Genomic DNA, 18,184 nt, shown 5'->3' on the forward strand with positions numbered 1-18,184 from the left:
AAGGACAGCGACGCGGGGCCCCCCGCGCCCGCGGACCCGTCCCCGGACGACCAGCACGCCACCGCCCCCTCCGACACCGCGGCCCGGTCCCGCCTGCGCTGGGGTTCGGCCCGCCCCGACGGCACTCCCCGGCCGCGCCGGGTCGACGAGTACGCCGCGCCCCGACAGCAGGGCGCATCGACTCACACCGCCGCAGGACCCCAGGTCCCGAGCGACTCCGGCACCGGCGTTTTCGCGACCCCGGCGCCGCCCCGGGCCGACACCGCCGAGCGTCCCCGCGACGATCGATCGCGGACCGCCCGCGCGCCGCGCTCGCGTTATGTCGACATTCCGGTGACGATCCGGGGATGACCCAGGGGATCGACCGTCAGCACCTGCTCACCGTCGGCGTCGACGTCGGTGGCACGAACATCCGCGCCTCGGTCGTCGACGCCGAGGGCGAACTGCTCGATTCCGTGCAGTCCCCGACACCGCACGCGGCGCGCGCGCTCGAGGACGCGATCGACCGCTCGGTCCGCGAGCTGGGGCGCAGGCATCCGATCGCCGCGGTCGGCCTGGCCGTGGCCGGCTTCATCTCCGAGGACCGCTCGACCGTCCGGTTCGCGCCGCACCTGCCCTGGCAGGACGCCCCGGTCGCGCAGCGGCTGACCGCGCGACTCGGGCTGCCGGTGATCCTGGAGCACGACGCGAACGCCGCGGGCTGGGCCGAGTACCGCTTCGGGGCGGCCGCGGGCGGGCACACCGTGGTCCTGGTCGCGATCGGCACCGGCATCGGCGCCGCCCTGCTCATCGACGGGAAGCTCTATCGCGGCAGCCACGGCATCGCCCCCGAACTCGGGCACCTGCAGGTGGTGCCGGAGGGGCGCGCCTGCGCCTGCGGCAAACGCGGCTGCTGGGAGCGCTACTGCAGTGGCACCGCGCTGGCCGACACCGCGATCGAACTGCTGGCCACCGATCCGGTGCGCTCGGTGCTCGCCAAGGATGTCATCCGCGATCCCGGCTCGCTGACCGGCCGCCGGGTGGCGGGCGCCGCCCAGGACGGCGACCCGCTCGCGGTCCGGGTGATGGCCGACTTCGCGCGCTGGCTCGGCCTCGGCCTGGCCTTCGTCAGCGACCTCTTCGATCCCGATCTGGTCGTGATCGCCGGCGGCGTGAGCAGTTCGGCGCCGCTGTTCCTCGACGAGGCGCGCGAGCACTACGCGAGCGCGGTCACCGGCGCCGGGCACCGCCCGCTGGCCCGGCTGCGCACCACCCAGCTCGGGGAGGCGGCGGGCATGATCGGCGCGGCCGAATTGGCCAGGGCGGCGGTCGACACGCCGCTGGCGGGTCGCACCGGGAGATGAGGGTCACAACCATGCACTGCGGCTACCGTCCTGGGTTGGTTGTGACCTGCGACCAGCGGTAAAGTCGTTTTCCGACGAGGCCGCACACCACGATCCCGGTCCGAAGAAAGGACGCCATGTTCTACTGGCTGCTCAAGTTCGTCTTCCCGGGACCGTTCATGCATCTATACAACCGGCCCGTGGTCGAGGGTGTCGAGAACGTGCCCACCGACGGACCGGCGATCATGGCGGGCAACCACCTCTCGTTCGCGGACTGGCTGTTCGCCCCGCTGCTGAGCCCGCGCCGGATCAGCTACCTCGCCAAGGCCGAGTACTTCACCACCCCCGGTCTCAAGGGTCGGCTGCAGAAGTTCTTCTTCAGCGGCACCGGCCAGTACCCGATCGACCGCAGCGGCGCCTCCGCCGCCGAGGACGCCCTCAACGCGGCCCGCAAGCTGCTCGACAAGGGCATGCTCGTCGGCCTGTACCCGGAGGGCACCCGCTCCCCGGACGGTCGCCTGTACAAGGGCAAGACCGGCATGGCGCGGCTGGCGCTGGAGACCGGCGTCCCGGTCATCCCGGTCGCCGTCATCGGCACCGACAAGGTGAGCCCGCCCGGACCGTTCAAGTGGCGCAGGCACCGGGTCACCCTCAAGTTCGGTGCCCCGCTGGACTTCTCGCGCTACGAAGGGATGAGCGGCAACCGCTTCGTCGAGCGCGCCGTCACCGACGAGGTGATGTACGAGCTGATGCGCCTGACCGGCCAGGAATACGTCGACGTCTACGCGCACAGCCTCAAGAAGGGTGTCGCCCCCACCGACCGTCAGCTCGAGGCCACCCGCATCCCGGACACCGCCGCCGGCTGAGTGCCCGCGGCACGATGAGCTGACCCACAGCACCGGCCGACGGTAAGCGGATCGTAAGCGCCGTCGGCCAGACTGCTCGCATGTTCAAGCAATTGCTGGCCGCGGCCGGTGTCGGCGGCGCCGAGGTGGAAACCGAATTGTTCACCCCGGGTGCACAACCCGGCGGGCTCGTCGAGGGTGTGATCCGGCTGCGCGGCGGCCGCGTCGACCAGTCGATCGGGCACGTGGCCGTCGAGTTCGTCACCCGCGTCGAGCGTGAGTACGCCGACGGCGAGGAGCATGTCACCGATCATGGCTTCGGCCGGGCCGGGGTGGCCGGTCCGTTCACCCTGATCGCGGGCACGGTCGCCGAATTACGGTTCGCCGCACCGGTTCCCTTCGAGACACCGATCACCTTCTTCGACGGTCACCACCTGCCGGGCGCCGGCGTCGCACTGCGCACCGTGGTCGACATCCACGGCGCCGTGGACGCCACCGATACCGACCCGCTCGGCATCGGGGCGCTGCCCGCCCAGCACGTCGTGCTGGATGCCGTGCGGCGCATGGGTTTCGGGTTGCGCGGCACCGATGTGGAGGCGGGCGCCATCGCGGGCACGCCGCAGCTGCTGCCGTTCTATCAGGAGATCGAATTCGGTCGCTCGCCGCACTTCCCGCGGGTGAACCAGCTCGAACTCACCTTCGTCGCCGCCGAGCACGGCATGAGCGTCGTCCTGGAAGCCGACATCGAGGGCGCCTGGTTCCGCGAGGACCGCGACGGCATCGGCACCTTCTGGGTCGACTACGCGCACCTGGCCCACCGGGACTGGACCGCCGAGATCCACCGCGTCCTGCACGGGCTCGGCGCGCTCGGCTGAGCTACCCGCGCCGACCCGCTACGCGCCGCCCACCCCGGTTGATAACCTGCACAGAACACGACGCCGGGCAGGCGTCGACTCATTCCGGCGGGGCAGTGAGGTGGACATGGTCGGGCGCGATCCCGAGGGCAGGGTGATGCCGTTCGCCCGCTCCGCTACGGATTCGCGGATCGGCCATCCCCCCACCGGCAAGGTCGTGCGCGGCGCCCGGCTGGCGGCGGTCCCGGTCGCCTACGCCGGCCGCCGCATCGCCGGGTTCGGCAAGAAGGCGATCGGGCGGGTGCCCGCGGACGTCGACCGCGACATCCGAGCCCGCACCGCCGAGCATCTGTTCCAGGTGCTCGGCGAGCTCAAGGGCTGCGTGGCCAAGCTGGGTCAGCTGCTCGGCCTGCTCGAACTGGGCCTGGCTCCCGATCTGGCCGAGCCGTTCCGGCAGGCGCTGGCGCGGCTGCACGACTCGGCGCCCGCCATGCTGCCCGCCGCCGTGCACAGCGAACTCGCGACGCAGCTCGGCCCCGACTGGCGTTCGCTGTTCCTGGAATTCGACGACCGCGCCGCCGCGGCGGCCTCGGTCGGCCAGGTCCATCGCGCCCGCTGGCACGACGGCACCCCGGTCGCGGTCAAGGTCATGTACCCCGGTGCGCGTCGGGCGGTCCTGGCCGATCTGCAGGCCCTGCGCGGCGCCACACCGCTGTTCACGGCGCTGCTGCCCGGCGCGGACACCCGCCCGGTGATCGAGGCGCTGTGCGAGGAGATCAACGCCGAACTCGACTACGCCCGCGAGGCGGCCAACCAGCGGGTGTTCGCGGCCGCCTTCGCCGACGATCCCGATGTGGTGGTGAGCCGGGTGATCGCCCAGCGCGGCGACGTCCTGGTCACCGAATGGCTCGACGGTGTCCCGCTGTCACGGTTGATCGTCCGGGGCGAGGCGGCCGAGCTCGACCGGCTCGGCGTGCTGATCCTGCGTTTCCTGTTCTCCGCGCCCGCCCGCGCCGGTCTGGTCTACGGCGACCCGCACCCCGGCAATTTCCTGCGGATGCCCGACGGCCGCTTGGGCGTGGTCGACTTCGGCGCGTGCACGCCGTGGCCCGCCGCCTTCCTCGATGTCGCCGGCGACGTCGGCGCCGCGGTGATCGCCGACTCCCCCGCCGATCTCGAGGCCGCCATCCGCCGCCACGGTTTCGTCGCCCCGGGCCGTGACCTCGACATCGCCACCGTGGCCGCCCGCCTGCGCCCGGTGCGCGAGGCCTTGCTGGCCCCCACCTACCCGCTCTCCGCCGACTGGTTGCGCACCCAGGTCCGCCTCGCCACCGACCTGCGCCTGTCGAACGTGTTGCGCCAGTTGACGATGCCGCCCGGCCACACCCCCATCCTGCGATCCTTCCTCGGCGGTGTCGCCGTCCTGTGCCAGCTCCAGACCGAGGTCCCGCTGCGCGCCGAGTGCACCCGCTGGTACCCGGAGACCGCCGCCGCCGCGGGCTTGTAGGTCAGCGGGCGGCTTAGCGCGGCGGAGACCGTTAGCCATCCGTACGACACCGTTCATGTGGCGTTGCCGCGCGCGCGTCCCGGTGTTCCGTCCGGCGATGCACCGTGAGGCCCATGGCTCGATCGGATTTCGCGATGTCCCGGCGCACCCTGTTGCGCGCCACCGCCCTCGGTCTGGTGACCACGCCCGCGCTGGCCGCGTGCGCTGACGGTGACGGCCCCGGCCTGGTGCGGGCCAGGCCCACACTGACCCACGGCATCGCCGTCGGCGACCCGCGCAGCGACGGCGCGCTCATCTGGGCGCGCTCGGACCGGCCCGCGACCCTGGTCGTGGAGACCGCGGCGACCGAGAAGTTCGGCGACGTCAAGCGTTTCACCGGTCCGCTGCTCACCCCGGCCACCGACGGCACCGGCCGGGTGCGCGTCAACGGCCTGCCCGCCGGTAAGCTCGTGCACTACCGGGTGCGTCTGGAGGGCGAGGACGGCGCGAGCTCGGAAACCCTCACGGGCGTCTTCCGCACGGCTCCGACCGCACCCGCCGACATCAGCCTGCTGTGGTCCGGTGACGTGGCGGGCCAGGGCTTCGGCATCAATCCCGACCTGGGCGGCATGCAGGTCTTCTCCGCCATGGCCGCCCGCGACCCGCATCTGTTCCTGCATTCCGGCGACTGCATCTACGCCGACAACGCGCTGAAGGAATCGGTGACGCTGCCCGACGGCCGGGTCTGGAAGAACATCACCGCCGAGGCCAAGAACGCGCCCGCCGAGACCCTCGACCAGTTCCGTGGCAACTACGCCTACAACCTCACCGACGACAACTACCGCCGCTTCAACGCCGCCGTCGCGCAGGTGGTGCAGTGGGACGACCACGAGACCACCAACAACTGGTACCCCGGCGGCACCGTGGCCGCCGACAAGGGCTACACCGAGCGCAGCATGGACACCCTGGCCGCGCGCTCCTGGCAGGCCTTCCACGAGTGGATGCCGTTGGAGCCCGCGGAAGCCGTCGACGGCCGCCTGTACCGCAAGATCTCCTACGGTCCGCTGCTGGAGGTCTTCGTGCTGGACATGCGCGCCTACAAGGACGCCAACGGCGCCAACACCGCACCGCGCGGCACCGTCTTGGGCGCCGCCCAGACCGAATGGCTCATCGCCGGCCTGCGCGATTCGAAGGCCACCTGGAAGATCGTCGCCGCCGATCTGCCGCTGGGCCTGATCGTCCCCGACGGCAAGACCGCCTTCGAGGGCCCGGCCAACGCCGCCGGCGGCGCGCCGAGCGGCCGCGAGACCGAGATCGCCCAGGTGCTCTCGGCGATCAAGGCGAACAAGGTCGCCGACGTCGTCTGGCTCACCGCCGACGTGCACTACACGGCGGCGCACCACTATTCGCCCGCCCGCGCCGCCTTCCCCGATTTCGACGAGTTCTGGGAGTTCGTCTCCGGTCCCCTCAACGCCGGGGCGTTCGGGCCGAACGAGCTCGATCCCACCTTCGGACCGGAGGCGGTGTTCGTGCACGCGCCGCCCGCGCCGAACACCTCGCCGCTGGACGCGCAGTACCAGCATTTCGGCGAGGTCCGCATCGACGGACGCTCCGGCGAGCTGACCGTGAACCTGTGCGACGCGACCGGGAAAGTCCTGTTCACGAAGCAACTCGCGCCTACGCGGAAGTAGGTCCGAGGTACCGTGCGCAAGAATCGCCGAGCTGTGGTTAGCTATGCGGTCATGGGCACGCCGCACTCCGTCATCTCCGAAGAATATCTCCCCCGGGACACCGCGGATGTCGTTCGCACTGTACGTGATTCGCGCGATCGTTCGGAACGGTTGACGGTTCGCGGCGGCGAGCAGACCGAAGAGTCCTATGGGCTGGCCGATCAGCGCGCGGTGCTCTCGCTGCGCAAGATGAACTCGGTGCTCGACATCAACCTGGGCAGGCGGACGGTCCGGGTGCAGGCGGGCGCCAAGCTCTCCGAGATCGACCGCCGCCTCGGCGCGCACGGTCTCGGGCTGCCGGTGGTCGGCGACCATCGCGACATCACCGCGGGCGGCTTCGCCTCCGTCGGTGGCGTCAGTACCGCCTCGCACCGCTACGGCATGTTCATCGATCAGATCGTCGACCTGGAGTACGTCGACCCCGACGGCCGGATCGGCACCTGCGGGCGCGGCCACCACACCGAGCGGTTCCATCGCATCCTCGGCGCGGGCGGCCGGGCGGGCATCATCACCGCGCTGACCCTCGACGTCGTCGAGGTGGACAAGGACCACACCTGGCTCACCACCGACGCCGACCGGTTCCTCGACTTCGATTCCTTCGTCGAGCACGCCACCACCGAGATCACCAATCCGGGCAGCGCGGCGCTGCAGGTCGGCCGCTGGGTCGACACCGCCCCGCTGAAGGTGGCCCGCCCGGTCGGCACCGGCCAGGTGACCCTCGGCGCCGTCCGCTTCGGCCAGTGGTCGAGCCTGTACCCCACCGCCCCCACCCGCGGCCTGCGGGCGCGGCGCGAGGTCGGCACCCGCACCCGCAAGTCACTGGGCGCCATCGCCTCCGCGGCGGGCGGGCGCGCGGGCATGCCGGTCCGCAACGCGGCGGCGGGCGCGCTGATGTTCGCGCCGAAGGTGCTCACCATGCGCGACGCGGAGTACCTGGCCGATACCGTGATCAGCTCCTCCGAGCGCGGCCCGGCCTACCGGGTCGGCGTGTTCGCCCCGCTGGCCAACTACGGCTCGGTGTTCTACGGCCTGCACGACCTGTTCTCCAACCACCGGGAACGCACCGGCTGCTTCACCGTCATCTCCGCGATGACCTACGGCGTGCGCTCGGCGTACCTGCGCGCCGAGGCGGCCGCCCGCGGCCTGTCCCCTGCCGACTACGGCCTGATCACCTTCACCTGCCGCCTGCGCCCCTCCGCGCTGCCGTCGGAGCAGCTGCGCGAGATCGTCTCCGGCATCGACGACATCTGCCGCTCGGAGCAGGCGCTGCGCTACAGCGTCTAGCCCCATCCGCCCAGACAAGGGAAGGGCCCCACCGGAATCCGGTGGGGCCCTTCCCTTGTGTCTGTGTAGCTGTCGCTCAGTGCTTCTCGGCGCCGAGGTAGTACTCGAACACCAGGCCGGCGGCGGCACCCAGCACGCACACCACGCCCAGGGCGATCAGCCACATCTGGAAGAACGCCAGACCCAGCGCGGTCACCGAACCGGCGGCGGCCAGGGTGATGGGCCAGAAGCTGCCGGGCGAGAAGAAGCCCAGGTCACCGGCGCCGTCGACGATCTCGGCCTCCTCGTAGTCCTCGGGCCGCAGGTCGATGCGGCGCGCGACGAACCGGAAGTAGGTGCCGATGATCAGCGACAGGCCCGCGGTCAGCACGATCGCGGTGGTACCGGCCCATTCGATGCCGGTGCGCGACTGAGCGGTGAAGAAGCCGTAGACGATGCCCACCAGGATGAAGAACGCCGTGAGCAGTTCGAAGATCCGTGCTTCGATCCTCATATCAGAATCCTCACTTGCTCTCGTTCACCGAAGCGCTCTTGATGTCACGCTTGGTGTTGAAGGGGTACGTGGAGGTGGCCACCGGCGACTCGCCGATCGACTCGAGCGCCTCACCGTTGGTCTTGCCGTCGATGCGCGCCTGCATGTACTTGGCGTACTTCTCCGGCGAGACCGCGCGGACCTCGAAGTTCATCATCGAGTGGTAGGTGCCGCACATCTCGGCGCAGCGGCCGACGAACGCGCCTTCCTTCTCGATCTCGGAGATCTGGAAGACGTTGTCGGACTGGTTTTCCTTCGGGTTCGGCATCACGTCGCGCTTGAACATGAACTCCGGCACCCAGAAGGCGTGGATCACGTCGGCGGCGGCGAGCTGGAACTCGATGCGCTTGCCGGTCGGCAGCACCAGGACCGGGATCTCGGTGCTGGAGCCGATGGTCTCGACCTTGTCGTAGTGCAGGTACGAGAGGATGTCGTTGGCCGGCTTGCCGTGCAACGGACCCGGCTGCGGGTGCCCCTCTTCGTTCTTGCGCTCCTCGTACTGCGCCAGCTGCTCTTCGTTCGCCAGCTCACGCTCGGAGTCGATGCCGTTCCAGGTCAGCCCACCGACGTTGTTGACGTTGCGGTAGCCGAACTTCCAGTTCCACTGGAAGGCGGTCACGTCGACGGTGACATCCGGGTTGTCCGTCTTCTCGTGCACGTAGTTCTGCACGACCACGGTGAAGTAGAACAGCACCGCGATGATCACGAACGGGATCGCCGTGTAGGTCAGCTCCAGCGACACGTTGTAGCCCGTCTGGCGCGGGAACTCCGGGGAGTCCTTGCGCTTGCGGTGCATGATGACGGTCCAGAAGGTCAGACCCCAGACCAGCACGCCCATGGCGAGCGCGGCCAGCACGGACCAGGTCCACAGCTCCCGCATCCGGGTGGCCTGCGGCGTGATGCCCGAGGGCCAGCCGAACCGCAGCCATACATTGTCGATCGAGCAGCCCGAGACGAGGACGGCAGTGATCCCCAAGGACACCGCCAGCCCGGCCCGTCGAAGGATGCGGCCCTGCCGACCCCGAACGGGTCGTGCCCCGATCTCTTCGCTCGCCTTGTGCGCCACGCTCACGCCTTCCTGGTCGCTACACATTCCGACACATTGCGTCGTCCGGGCCGCGATCCGCCCGTTCCGACACCGCTTTCAAGCACGTTTCAGGCCGCCCTCGAGTATTGCCGCTGTGACGCCTGCACACCTGAGAAGGACCTGAGTACTACGCAGCGTAGACCAAAGCGGGCGCTGTCTTGTCGCGGGGTCGTGTTCGACACTCCGCTGTGACCGCACCGGAGGCGGCGACCTGCGGTTTGCCGTCCGCCGCGGGTCGCGGGCACCGCGGCGACGGGTTGGGCGCGGCGCGTCGCCCGGGTGTGCGGCATACTCGGACACAGCGTTTCGGCCCGAGGAGCGGCCACCCCATCATCGAACGAGAGAAGGTTGCCGACACCGTGTGCGGACTGCTCGGATTCCTGACAGCTGATCCGGCGACGACCGAGGTGGTCGATCAGGTGTACGACGCGCTGCACTGCCAGCGGCACCGCGGCCCCGATGAAAAGGGAACCTGGCACGGCGTCGCCTCGGAGCGGGGACCCCTCGACGATCACATGATCTTCGGCTTCAACCGGCTCTCCATCATCGATATCGAGCACTCGCACCAGCCGCTGCGCTGGGGCCCCGCGGACAACCCGCAGCGCTACGCGATGACGTTCAACGGCGAGATCTACAACTACCTGGAACTGCGCGAGCAGCTGGCCGCCGAGCACGGCGCCGAGTTCCCCGACGGCAAGATCTTCGCCACCGACGGTGACGGCGAGTCCATCGTGGCCGCCTTCCACTTCTGGGGCCCCGAGGCCGTGCGCAAGCTGCGCGGCATGTTCGCCTTCGCGATCTGGGACACCGAGACCCAGGAGTTGTTCCTGGCGCGCGACCCGTTCGGCATCAAGCCGCTGTTCTACGCGACCGGCCCCGGCGGCACCGCCTTCGCCAGCGAGAAGAAGAGCGTCCTGGAACTGCTCGGCCCGCTCGGGCTCTCCGACGAACTGGATCCGCGCGCGCTCGAGCACTACACGGTGCTGCAGTACGTGCCCGAGCCCGAGTCGCTGCACCGCAACATCCGCCGCCTCGAATCCGGCACCTACGCCACCGTGAAGGTCGGGCAGGCGCCGACGACCACCCGCTACTTCCGCCCCGACTTCCGGGTCCGCCCGTTCGCCGAGGGCGCCGAGCGGGCCCGCTACGCCGAGATCGCCGCGGCGCTCGAGGACTCCGTCGCCAAGCACATGCGCGCCGATGTCACCGTCGGGTCGTTCCTGTCCGGCGGCATCGACTCCACCGCCATCGCGGCGCTGGCCATGCGGCACAACCCGAAGCTGATCACCTTCACCACCGGCTTCGAGCGCGAGGGCTACTCCGAGGTCGACGTGGCCGCCGAGAGCGCCGAGCTGATCGGCGCGCGCCACATCGTCAAGGTGGTCTCCCCCGCCGAGTTCGCCGCCGCGATCCCCGAGATCGTCTGGTACCTCGACGACCCGGTCGCCGACCCGGCCCTGGTGCCGCTGTACTTCGTGGCCAAGGAGGCCCGCAAGCACGTCAAGGTGGTGCTCTCCGGCGAGGGCGCCGACGAGCTGTTCGGCGGCTACACCATCTACCGGGAGCCGTTGTCGCTCAAGCCGTTCGAGTACCTGCCCGCCGGGCTGCGCAAGCTCGTCGGCAAGCTCGGCGACAAGATGCCCGACGGCAGGCGCGGCAAGTCGCTGCTGCAGCGCGGGTCGCTCACCCTCGAGGACCGCTACTACGGCAACGCCCGCAGCTTCAACGACGCGCAGCTGCGCTCGGTGCTGCGTGAGTTCCGGCCCGAGTGGACCCACCAGGACGTCACCGCGCCGATCTACGCCCAGTCCGCGGGCTGGGACCCGGTGGCCCGGATGCAGCACCTGGACCTGTTCACCTGGCTGCGCGGCGACATCCTGGTCAAGGCCGACAAGATGACCATGGCCAACTCGCTGGAGCTGCGGGTGCCGTTCCTGGACAACGAGGTGATGCGCGTCGCCCAGGGGCTGCCCTACGACCAGAAGATCACCAAGGAGACCTCGAAGTACGCGCTGCGTCAGGCCTTGGACGGGATCGTGCCCGACCACGTCCTGCACCGCGCCAAGCTCGGCTTCCCGGTCCCGCTGCGGCACTGGCTGCGCGGCACCGAGCTCTACGACTGGGCCCAGACCCAGATCGCCGAGTCCCAGACCGACCACCTGATCGACAAGGCCGCGGTGCTGCAGATGCTGCGCGACCACAAGGCCGGGGTGTCCGACCACAGCCGCCGCCTGTGGACCCTGCTCGTGTTCATGGTCTGGCACGGCATCTTCGTCGAGGACCGGATCAAGCCGGAGATCCAGGAAACGGTCTACCCGGTCTCGCTGTAGTCCCCCGCGACGCGCGAACGCCCCCTCGATCGACAGATCGAGGGGGCGTTCGGTTTTCGGTTACAGCAGGACCGACAGCTCGTCGGCGGCGTCGGCGCCGTAGGCCTTGGTAAGGCGTTCGACGGCCTCGTCCCGGTTGAGGGTCCATTCCTGGGTGCCGGTGGTCTCCAGGACCAGCACGGCGATCAGGGAGCCGAGCTGGGCGGCGCGCTCCAGGCTCAGGCCGGCGCGGTGAGCGGTGAGGAAGCCGGCGCGGAAGCCGTCGCCGACACCGGTCGGGTCGACCTTGGACACCTCGGGCACCACGCCGACACGCACCTCGGTGCCGTCGGCGTCGACGACGAGCACGCCCTCCGAACCCAGGGTGGTCACCCGGATGCCGACCTTGGCGGCGATCTGCTCCTCGGTCAGGCCGGTCTTCTGCAGCAGCAGGCCCCACTCGTACTTGTTGGTGAACAGGTAGGCCGCGCCGTCGACCAGCTCGGCGGCCTGCTCACCGTCGAGGCGGGCCAGCTGCTGGGACGGGTCGGCGGCGAAGGCGATGCGCTGGGCCTTGGCCTGGCGGGTGTGCGCGACCATCGCCTCGGGGTCGTTCGCGCCGACCAGCACCAGGTCGACATCGTGCGCGTCGGCGATGGCGGCGACATCGATATCGCGCGCCTCGCTCATCGCGCCCGGGTAGAACGAGGCGATCTGCGCCATCGCCTCGTCGGTCGTGCAGACGAACCGCGCGGTGTGCGCCGTGCTCGACACGTGCACCGCCGAGCAGTCGACACCGTTGGACTCGAGCCACTGGCGGTACTCGGCGAAGTCGGCGCCCACCGCGCCGACCAGCACGGGCCGCTGCTTGAGCAGACCCATCGCGTAGGCGATGTTGCCCGCCACGCCGCCCCGGCGGATCTGCAGGTCGTCGACGAGGAAACTCAGGGACACATGGTCGAGCTGATCGGCGAGCAGCACGTCGGCGAACTTGCCGGGAAAACGCATGAGGTGGTCGGTGGCGATGGATGCGGACACAGCAACAGACACGAGGCGAGGCCCCTTCGACATTAGGCGCGGGAACAGAAAAGCCCGAGATCACCAGATCCCGGACTTCAACGGTAGCAAGCGCCACACCCCCTGGGGTTCACCTCCGCGCTACGGTTTTCGGCCGCCCCGCGACCGAGGGGCGATACGTCACGGCGAAGCCGGAGTATCGCCCCTCGGTCGCGGGGTTACGAGGCCGAAAACCCGCGGCGCCAGCCGCCAATCGACGCTGCCGAAAACCCGCGGCGCCAGCCGCTAGTTGAAACTGTCGCCGCAGGCGCAGGAGCCGGTGGCGTTCGGGTTGTCGATCGTGAAGCCCTGCTTCTCGATGGTGTCGACGAAGTCGATCGAGGCGCCCTGGATGTAGGGGGCGCTCATGCGGTCGACGGCGAGCTTCACGCCGGAGAACTCGACGACGATGTCACCGTCGAGGACGCGGTCGTCGAAGAAGAGCTGGTAGCGCAGGCCGGCACAGCCACCCGGCTGGACGGCGATGCGCAGGGCGAGGTCGTCGCGACCTTCCTGGTCGAGCAGCGCCTTCGCCTTGGCGGCGGCAGCGTCGGTCAGCGTCGCACCGTGGGTCTCGGTGGCGGTCTCGTTCTGCACAGTCATGGACACTCCTAAGTCGGCCGGCCCGCGTAACGGACCTCAGGTGCACAGCGCACGACTGATTTCAACACCATCGCGGCGGCTGCTATTCCTATTTTGCCACCCCCGCCACGCAGCGTGGATTCGACCTGGGTGGTTCACCCCACAGTACGCGTCGCGTCGGCGTGACCCAGCTCGCACTCCGGGCGCCGATGAGACCGGGCGCACCGCTCGGCGGACCGCATTTCCCGATGCTCGGCACTATCGAATAGCCTGGTGAACGTGAAATTGTTCCGTCGCGACGAGTCCAGCACCATCGACGAGTCCGTCGACCCCTCGGTGCCGGATGTCGAACAGACCGCCACCGCACCCGCCTCCACCACCCCGGGCAAGGGTCGCCCGACCCCGAAAAGGCGTGAGGCCGAAGGCAAAAGGCGCGGCCCGGTGGCGCCCGCCCCGATGACCGCCAAGGAAGCCCGCGCCCGCCGCAAGGCCGCGAAGGGCTCCAAGGAAGACCGCAAGGCCGCCGCGGCCGACCGCCGCGCCGCCGTGCAGGACCGCCGCGCCCGGATGCTGGCCGGCGAGGACAAGTACCTGCTGCCCCGCGATCAGGGCCCGGTACGCGCCTATGTGCGCGATCTGGTCGACGCCCGCCGCAACCTGGTCGGCCTGTTCATGCCGATGGCGCTGGTGCTGATCCTGTCGATGTTCGTCGCCCCCGGGCTGCAGACCATCGTGACGCTGGCGATGCTGGTCATGATGGTGTTCATGATCATCGAGGGCTTCGTGCTCGGCAAGATCGTGAACAACCGGGTGATCGAGCGCTACCCCGACACCACCGACACCGGCTTCAAGCTGGGCTGGTACGCCTTCGTGCGCGCCTCGCAGATCCGCAAGATGCGCGCCCCCAAGCCGCGGGTCGGCCCCGGCGACGCCGTCTGAGTTCGCCCTCACGAATGCCGTTCCACCCGCGGGTGGGGCGGCATTCGCGCGTTCAGTGATGCCCGGGGCGGATGTCGGTGGCATAGCCGGCGATGGCGGCCAGTTCGGCGTCGATGCGCTGGGCGTCGCGGTCGACGACGCCGGTCGAGCCGGCGGTCCCGCGCCCGATGAGGACGGCGAGTCCGATGATGGTGGCGAAGACGATCGAAAAAGTAACCATGGCAGAAATTTTGCGCTCGTCAGTTTTCGGCCGAAAGTGGCTGTACTGTCATTGTGCGTAAAAATTCGGCCAGATAGCATGGGGTGATGCTGTCCAAGGTCTCGGTCGTCCTCAACGACAAACTCGCCATGTTCGAATTCGGCGTCGTCTGTGAGGTTTTCGGCCTCGACCGCACCGCCGACGGTCTGCCCGGCTTCGACTTCAAGGTCTGCGGGGCCACCCCCGGCAAGCCGCTGCGCTCCACCACGCCGGGCGTCTCGGTGACGCCCGAATACGGCCTCGACGAGCTGGTGCACGCCGACCTCGTCGCCATCCCGGCCTTCCCCTTCACCGTCGGCCACAGCTACGACGAGCGGGTCGTCGAGGGGGTCCGGGCGGCCTCGGACGCGGGCGCGATCGTGCTGACCGTGTGTTCCGGCGCCTTCCTGGCCGGCGCGGCCGGGCTGCTGGACGGGCGCAAATGCACCACGCACTGGCGCTACGTCGACATCCTGGCCGCCCAGTTCCCCGACGCGACCGTCGACCCGGACGTGCTGTTCGTCGACGAGGGCAACCTGATCACCAGCGCGGGCACCGCGGCGGGCATCGACGCCTGCCTGCACCTGGTGCGCCGCGAGATCGGCACCGCCGCGGCCAACGGCATCGCCCGCCGGATGGTCGTGCCGCCCCAGCGCGACGGCGGCCAGCGCCAATTCATCGAGCAGCCGGTGCCCGAATGCCGCTCCGAGGGCCTGTCGACCACGCTGACCTGGCTCACCGAGAACCTGGCGCACCCGCATACCGTCGACGAGCTGGCCGCCCGATCCAGCATGTCCACCCGCACCTTCGCCCGCCGCTTCGCCGCCGAGACCGGCACCACCCCGGTCAAGTGGCTCACCACCCAGCGCGTCCTGTTCGCCAAGCACCTGCTCGAGGCCACCGACATGCCGCTCGAACGCATCGCCGACCAGTCCGGCTTCGGCTCCGGCGCACTGCTGCGCCACCACTTCCAGCGCCAGGTCGGCATCGCCCCCACCGAATACCGCCGCCGCTTCGGCGGCCCCACCCGCGAGCCCGCCTCCTCGTAGGGGGCGAGCGCGCGCCGTGTGGCGCGATCCGGTCTCGCGCCGCCGATCCCTTGGTGAACAGCACAGTTCTCCACCCGGTCGGCCTGTAGACCCTCAGCATCGCCTTGACTGTCCCGCGCGCTCATCGACAGGCTGGTCTGGTGCTTCATGCTGGGTGGGGAAATCTTCGGACGCTGACAAGAGCGCTCTCGGTCGTCACGACGGCCGTGGTCCTGTCGTCGATCGGCTTGTCGACGGCCACCGCCGGACCGCTCGCCGCACCGGTAACGCGCGCGCCCGCAGGCGGTTTCGAGGAGCTGCTGGTCCCGTCGAGCATGGGGCCGGTGCGGGTGCAGGTGCAGTGGGCCGCGCGCGGTGGCAGCTCGGCGCTGTATCTGCTCGACGGGCTGCGCGCGCCGTCCGATCACAGCCAGTGGACCACCGACACCGACGTGCTGCGCCGATTCGCCGGTGACGACGTCACCTTGGTGTTCCCGGTCGGCGGGCACTCGAGCTTCTACACCGACTGGTACCGCCCGAGCAGCACCAATCGGCAGGCCACGACCTACCGGTGGGAGACCTTCCTCACCCGCGAACTGCCGGACTTCTTGGCCGGATACGGCGTCTCGCGCACCGACAACGCGATCGTCGGCGTCTCCATGGGTGGCAATGCCGCGCTGACCCTGGCCGCCCATCATCGTGACCAGTTCCGGTTCGCCGGATCGTTCTCCGGCTTCCTCAACCCGGCCTACCCGCCGTGGAATCAGGCCATGCGCGCGGCCATGCTCGACGAGGGCGGGTTCAATATCGACGACATGTGGGGCGCCGCGGGCGATCCCGCCTGGAGCCGCAACGACGCGACCGTCCAGGCCGAACGGCTGCGCGGGCTGCCGATCTACGTCACCACCGGCAACGGCGTCCCCGGCCCGCTGGATCTGCCCAACGGCGTCGGCGACACCGTCAACGCGGCGGGCATCGAGGCGTTCGCGGTGATCGCGGCCAGTATCTTCCGCGACCGGACCGCGGCCCTCGGCATTCCCGCACGGGTCGATTTCGGCACCGGCACCCACACCTGGCCGTACTGGCAGCAGTCGATCACCACCGCCCGGCCGATGATCCTCGACGCACTCGGCGTCGGCTGATTGCTACCGTGCTGGCATGCCAGCCAGCGCCCCGACCCGCACCCTCGTCCTCGGCGGCGCCCGCTCCGGCAAGTCCGCGTTCGCCGAGAACCTGCTGGCCGAGGCGACCACCGTGCGCTATCTCGCCACGGCCGTGCTGGATCCGGCCGACGAGGATTTCGCCGCCCGGATCGCCGGGCACCGCGACCGGCGGCCCGCGCACTGGACGACCGTCGAGAACACCGAGCCCGCAACGGTTCTCACCACCGCGGCGCCCGCGACCCTGCTCGACGACATCGGCACCTGGCTCACCGCCCGCCTCGACGCCCGCGCCGCCTGGGACGCCCCGCGCGGCACCGTCGCCCCCGACTGCGACGCGCTCGTCGCGGCCGTCGAGTCCTACCGGCAGCGGCTGGTGATCGTCTCGCCCGAGGTCGGGCTGGGTGTCATCCCGGCGACCCGCTCCGGGCGGTTGTTCCGCGACGAGATCGGCGCGCTCAACCAGCACCTGGCCCGGGTGTGCGACGAGGCGTTCCTGATCGTGGCCGGGCTGCCGGTCCGGCTGAAATGAGCCGGGTCGGTCGGCGCGACGCACCGTCATCCGGGCAAGATGAGCGTCGAACACCCGGCACCCCTGTCGAAAGGCTTGCAAGTGACACACGGATTCGGACCGGTCGCGGCCCCGGACGCGCAGGTCCGCGCGGCGGCCGAGCAGCGCCAGACGCAGCTCACGAAACCGGCCGGATCGCTGGGACGGCTCGAGACCCTCGGCAACTGGATCGCGGCCTGCCAGGGCGTGTGCCCGCCCCGGCAGTTCGAGCGCGCCAGGGTCGTGGTGTTCGCCGGCGATCACGGGGTCGCCCGGCACGGCGTCTCGGCCTACCCGAGCGAGGTCACCGGGCAGATGGTGGCGAACTTCCTGGCGGGCGGGGCGGCCGTCAACGCGCTCGCCGCGGTCGCGGGGGCGACGGTTCGGGTGGCCGATATCGCCGTCGACGGTGACACCGATCCCGCGGTCGCCCAGCACAAGGTGCGCCGCGGCAGCGGCGCGATCGACCGGGAGGACGCGCTCACCGCCGACGAGGTCGCCGCCGCACTGGCCGCGGGCCGCGCGATCGCCGACGAGGAGATCGACGCGGGCGCCGACCTGTTGATCGCCGGAGACATGGGCATCGGCAACACCACCCCCGCCACCGTTCTCATCGCGACGCTGACCGGCACCGAGCCGGTCGCCGCCGTCGGCCGCGGCACCGGCGTCGACGACGCGGGCTGGATCCGCAAGGTCGCCGCCATCCGCGACGCCATGCGACGGGCCCGGCCCGTCGCCACCGATCCGGTCGACCTGCTGCGGGTCGCCGCGGGCGCCGACTTCGCCGCCATGGCCGGATTCCTGGCCCAGGCCGCGAACCGCCGGACCCCGGTCGTGCTCGACGGTGTCGTCGTCACCGCCGCCGCCCTGGTCGCCGAGGACCTCGCCGCGGGCGCCAAGGAATGGTGGCTGCCGGGCCATCGCTCCACCGAACCGGCGCACGACCTGGCCCTCAAGCATCTGCGCCGGGAACCACTGGTCGACCTGGGCATGCGACTGGGCGAGGGCTCGGGCGCGCTCACCGCGCTGCCGATCCTGCGCGCCGCCGTCGCCACCCTCGCGGAGATGTCGACCTTCGCCGACGCGGGCGTCAGCACCGCCGACGAACTGGACGCCGTCGACCTGAGCAAGTGAGCACGGTCGCGACGGGCACCGTCAGCCGCAGGTCGTTCCCTGTGCACG

At 70.3% G+C, this 18,184-nt stretch carries 17 protein-coding genes and 1 pseudogene; 13 read left to right on the forward strand and 5 right to left on the reverse strand.

Features of this window, described 5'->3' with window-relative positions; all coding sequences use genetic code 11:
• From ATM97_RS06990 to ATM97_RS07020, 7 genes and pseudogenes are all read left to right on the forward strand, one after another.
• A pseudogene (locus ATM97_RS06990) lies at positions 1 to 351 on the forward strand (hypothetical protein); the annotation flags it as partial.
• Positions 348 to 1,343, forward strand: a complete 996-nt coding sequence (locus tag ATM97_RS06995) for an ROK family protein (RefSeq protein ID WP_218717123.1) — start codon at positions 348 to 350, stop codon at positions 1,341 to 1,343. The pseudogene ATM97_RS06990 and the gene ATM97_RS06995, both read left to right, overlap by 4 nt.
• A gap of 116 nt (positions 1,344 to 1,459) precedes the next feature.
• Complete coding sequence (locus tag ATM97_RS07000) at positions 1,460 to 2,188, forward strand: 1-acyl-sn-glycerol-3-phosphate acyltransferase (RefSeq protein ID WP_218717124.1); 729 nt, start codon at positions 1,460 to 1,462, stop codon at positions 2,186 to 2,188.
• An 80-nt stretch (positions 2,189 to 2,268) separates the two neighbouring features.
• Positions 2,269 to 3,042 carry a sporulation protein gene (locus ATM97_RS07005; RefSeq protein WP_218717125.1) on the forward strand — a complete coding sequence of 258 codons (774 nt, stop codon included), beginning with the start codon at positions 2,269 to 2,271 and terminating at the stop codon, positions 3,040 to 3,042.
• Positions 3,043 to 3,148: 106 nt separating this feature from the next.
• The gene (locus ATM97_RS07010) at positions 3,149 to 4,528 is read left to right on the forward strand and encodes an AarF/ABC1/UbiB kinase family protein (RefSeq protein WP_255587321.1); all 1,380 of its coding nucleotides are present in this window, start codon (positions 3,149 to 3,151) and stop codon (positions 4,526 to 4,528) included.
• Positions 4,529 to 4,641: 113 nt separating this feature from the next.
• On the forward strand, positions 4,642 to 6,198 hold the full coding sequence (locus tag ATM97_RS07015) for an alkaline phosphatase (protein ID WP_218717127.1): 1,557 nt from the start codon (positions 4,642 to 4,644) through the stop codon (positions 6,196 to 6,198).
• 51 nt (positions 6,199 to 6,249) lie between these two features.
• Positions 6,250 to 7,521 (forward strand): FAD-binding oxidoreductase, encoded by a 1,272-nt coding sequence (locus ATM97_RS07020; RefSeq protein ID WP_218717128.1) that lies wholly within the window; start codon positions 6,250 to 6,252, stop codon positions 7,519 to 7,521.
• A gap of 76 nt (positions 7,522 to 7,597) precedes the next feature.
• On the opposite strand, the gene ATM97_RS07025 is transcribed toward ATM97_RS07020, so the two are convergent.
• Positions 7,598 to 8,014: a cytochrome c oxidase subunit 4 gene (locus ATM97_RS07025; RefSeq protein ID WP_218717129.1), complete on the reverse strand. Its 417-nt coding sequence runs from the start codon at positions 8,012 to 8,014 to the stop codon at positions 7,598 to 7,600.
• A 10-nt stretch (positions 8,015 to 8,024) separates the two neighbouring features.
• Positions 8,025 to 9,146 carry a cytochrome c oxidase subunit II gene (locus ATM97_RS07030; protein WP_218717130.1) on the reverse strand — a complete coding sequence of 374 codons (1,122 nt, stop codon included), beginning with the start codon at positions 9,144 to 9,146 and terminating at the stop codon, positions 8,025 to 8,027.
• Between the two features lie 353 nt (positions 9,147 to 9,499).
• Between ATM97_RS07030 and asnB the strand changes: the two genes are divergently transcribed.
• On the forward strand, positions 9,500 to 11,470 hold the full coding sequence (gene asnB, locus ATM97_RS07035; RefSeq protein WP_218717131.1) for an asparagine synthase (glutamine-hydrolyzing): 1,971 nt from the start codon (positions 9,500 to 9,502) through the stop codon (positions 11,468 to 11,470).
• Positions 11,471 to 11,530: 60 nt separating this feature from the next.
• Here asnB and ATM97_RS07040 read toward each other — a convergent pair whose 3' ends face one another.
• Positions 11,531 to 12,520, reverse strand: coding sequence for a carbohydrate kinase family protein (locus ATM97_RS07040; protein ID WP_255587322.1), 990 nt, complete (start codon positions 12,518 to 12,520; stop codon positions 11,531 to 11,533).
• A gap of 231 nt (positions 12,521 to 12,751) precedes the next feature.
• Positions 12,752 to 13,108: an iron-sulfur cluster insertion protein ErpA gene (gene erpA / locus ATM97_RS07045; protein WP_067496006.1), complete on the reverse strand. Its 357-nt coding sequence runs from the start codon at positions 13,106 to 13,108 to the stop codon at positions 12,752 to 12,754.
• A gap of 258 nt (positions 13,109 to 13,366) precedes the next feature.
• Between erpA and ATM97_RS07050 the strand changes: the two genes are divergently transcribed.
• A complete protein-coding gene (locus ATM97_RS07050; RefSeq protein WP_218717133.1) occupies positions 13,367 to 14,026 on the forward strand; it encodes a DUF3043 domain-containing protein in 660 nt (219 codons plus the stop codon).
• A gap of 52 nt (positions 14,027 to 14,078) precedes the next feature.
• Here ATM97_RS07050 and ATM97_RS07055 read toward each other — a convergent pair whose 3' ends face one another.
• Positions 14,079 to 14,246 carry a hypothetical protein gene (locus ATM97_RS07055; RefSeq protein WP_218717134.1) on the reverse strand — a complete coding sequence of 56 codons (168 nt, stop codon included), beginning with the start codon at positions 14,244 to 14,246 and terminating at the stop codon, positions 14,079 to 14,081.
• 86 nt (positions 14,247 to 14,332) lie between these two features.
• Between ATM97_RS07055 and ATM97_RS07060 the strand changes: the two genes are divergently transcribed.
• From ATM97_RS07060 to cobT, 4 genes are all read left to right on the forward strand, one after another.
• On the forward strand, positions 14,333 to 15,313 hold the full coding sequence (locus ATM97_RS07060) for a helix-turn-helix domain-containing protein (protein WP_218717135.1): 981 nt from the start codon (positions 14,333 to 14,335) through the stop codon (positions 15,311 to 15,313).
• Between the two features lie 140 nt (positions 15,314 to 15,453).
• Entirely contained in the window at positions 15,454 to 16,434 is a 981-nt protein-coding gene (locus ATM97_RS07065) for an alpha/beta hydrolase family protein (protein ID WP_308248396.1), read from the forward strand.
• Positions 16,435 to 16,450: 16 nt separating this feature from the next.
• Complete coding sequence (locus ATM97_RS07070; protein WP_218717136.1) at positions 16,451 to 16,984, forward strand: bifunctional adenosylcobinamide kinase/adenosylcobinamide-phosphate guanylyltransferase; 534 nt, start codon at positions 16,451 to 16,453, stop codon at positions 16,982 to 16,984.
• A gap of 39 nt (positions 16,985 to 17,023) precedes the next feature.
• A complete protein-coding gene (gene cobT / locus ATM97_RS07075) occupies positions 17,024 to 18,136 on the forward strand; it encodes a nicotinate-nucleotide--dimethylbenzimidazole phosphoribosyltransferase (RefSeq protein WP_218717137.1) in 1,113 nt (370 codons plus the stop codon).
• Positions 18,137 to 18,184: the final 48 nt, after the last annotated feature.

Origin of the sequence: Nocardia sp. MH4, assembly GCF_019266065.1 — a bacterium.
In the GTDB taxonomy this organism is placed as follows: domain Bacteria; phylum Actinomycetota; class Actinomycetes; order Mycobacteriales; family Mycobacteriaceae; genus Nocardia; species Nocardia canadensis.

Excerpts from the sequence above, each read along its gene's own strand:
- ATM97_RS06995 (WP_218717123.1), top strand. The coding sequence starts at position 348 with ATGACCCAGGGGATCGACCGTCAGCACCTGCTCACCGTCGGCGTCGAC.
- ATM97_RS07000 (WP_218717124.1), top strand. The coding sequence starts at position 1,460 with ATGTTCTACTGGCTGCTCAAGTTCGTCTTCCCGGGACCGTTCATGCAT.
- ATM97_RS07005 (WP_218717125.1), top strand. The coding sequence starts at position 2,269 with ATGTTCAAGCAATTGCTGGCCGCGGCCGGTGTCGGCGGCGCCGAGGTG.
- ATM97_RS07010 (WP_255587321.1), top strand. The coding sequence starts at position 3,149 with ATGGTCGGGCGCGATCCCGAGGGCAGGGTGATGCCGTTCGCCCGCTCC.
- ATM97_RS07015 (WP_218717127.1), top strand. The coding sequence starts at position 4,642 with ATGGCTCGATCGGATTTCGCGATGTCCCGGCGCACCCTGTTGCGCGCC.
- ATM97_RS07020 (WP_218717128.1), top strand. The coding sequence starts at position 6,250 with ATGGGCACGCCGCACTCCGTCATCTCCGAAGAATATCTCCCCCGGGAC.
- ATM97_RS07025 (WP_218717129.1), bottom strand. The coding sequence starts at position 8,014 with ATGAGGATCGAAGCACGGATCTTCGAACTGCTCACGGCGTTCTTCATC.
- ATM97_RS07030 (WP_218717130.1), bottom strand. The coding sequence starts at position 9,146 with ATGTGTAGCGACCAGGAAGGCGTGAGCGTGGCGCACAAGGCGAGCGAA.
- ATM97_RS07040 (WP_255587322.1), bottom strand. The coding sequence starts at position 12,520 with ATGTCGAAGGGGCCTCGCCTCGTGTCTGTTGCTGTGTCCGCATCCATC.
- erpA (WP_067496006.1), bottom strand. The coding sequence starts at position 13,108 with ATGACTGTGCAGAACGAGACCGCCACCGAGACCCACGGTGCGACGCTG.
- ATM97_RS07055 (WP_218717134.1), bottom strand. The coding sequence starts at position 14,246 with ATGGTTACTTTTTCGATCGTCTTCGCCACCATCATCGGACTCGCCGTC.
- ATM97_RS07060 (WP_218717135.1), top strand. The coding sequence starts at position 14,333 with ATGCTGTCCAAGGTCTCGGTCGTCCTCAACGACAAACTCGCCATGTTC.
- ATM97_RS07070 (WP_218717136.1), top strand. The coding sequence starts at position 16,451 with ATGCCAGCCAGCGCCCCGACCCGCACCCTCGTCCTCGGCGGCGCCCGC.
- cobT (WP_218717137.1), top strand. The coding sequence starts at position 17,024 with ATGAGCGTCGAACACCCGGCACCCCTGTCGAAAGGCTTGCAAGTGACA.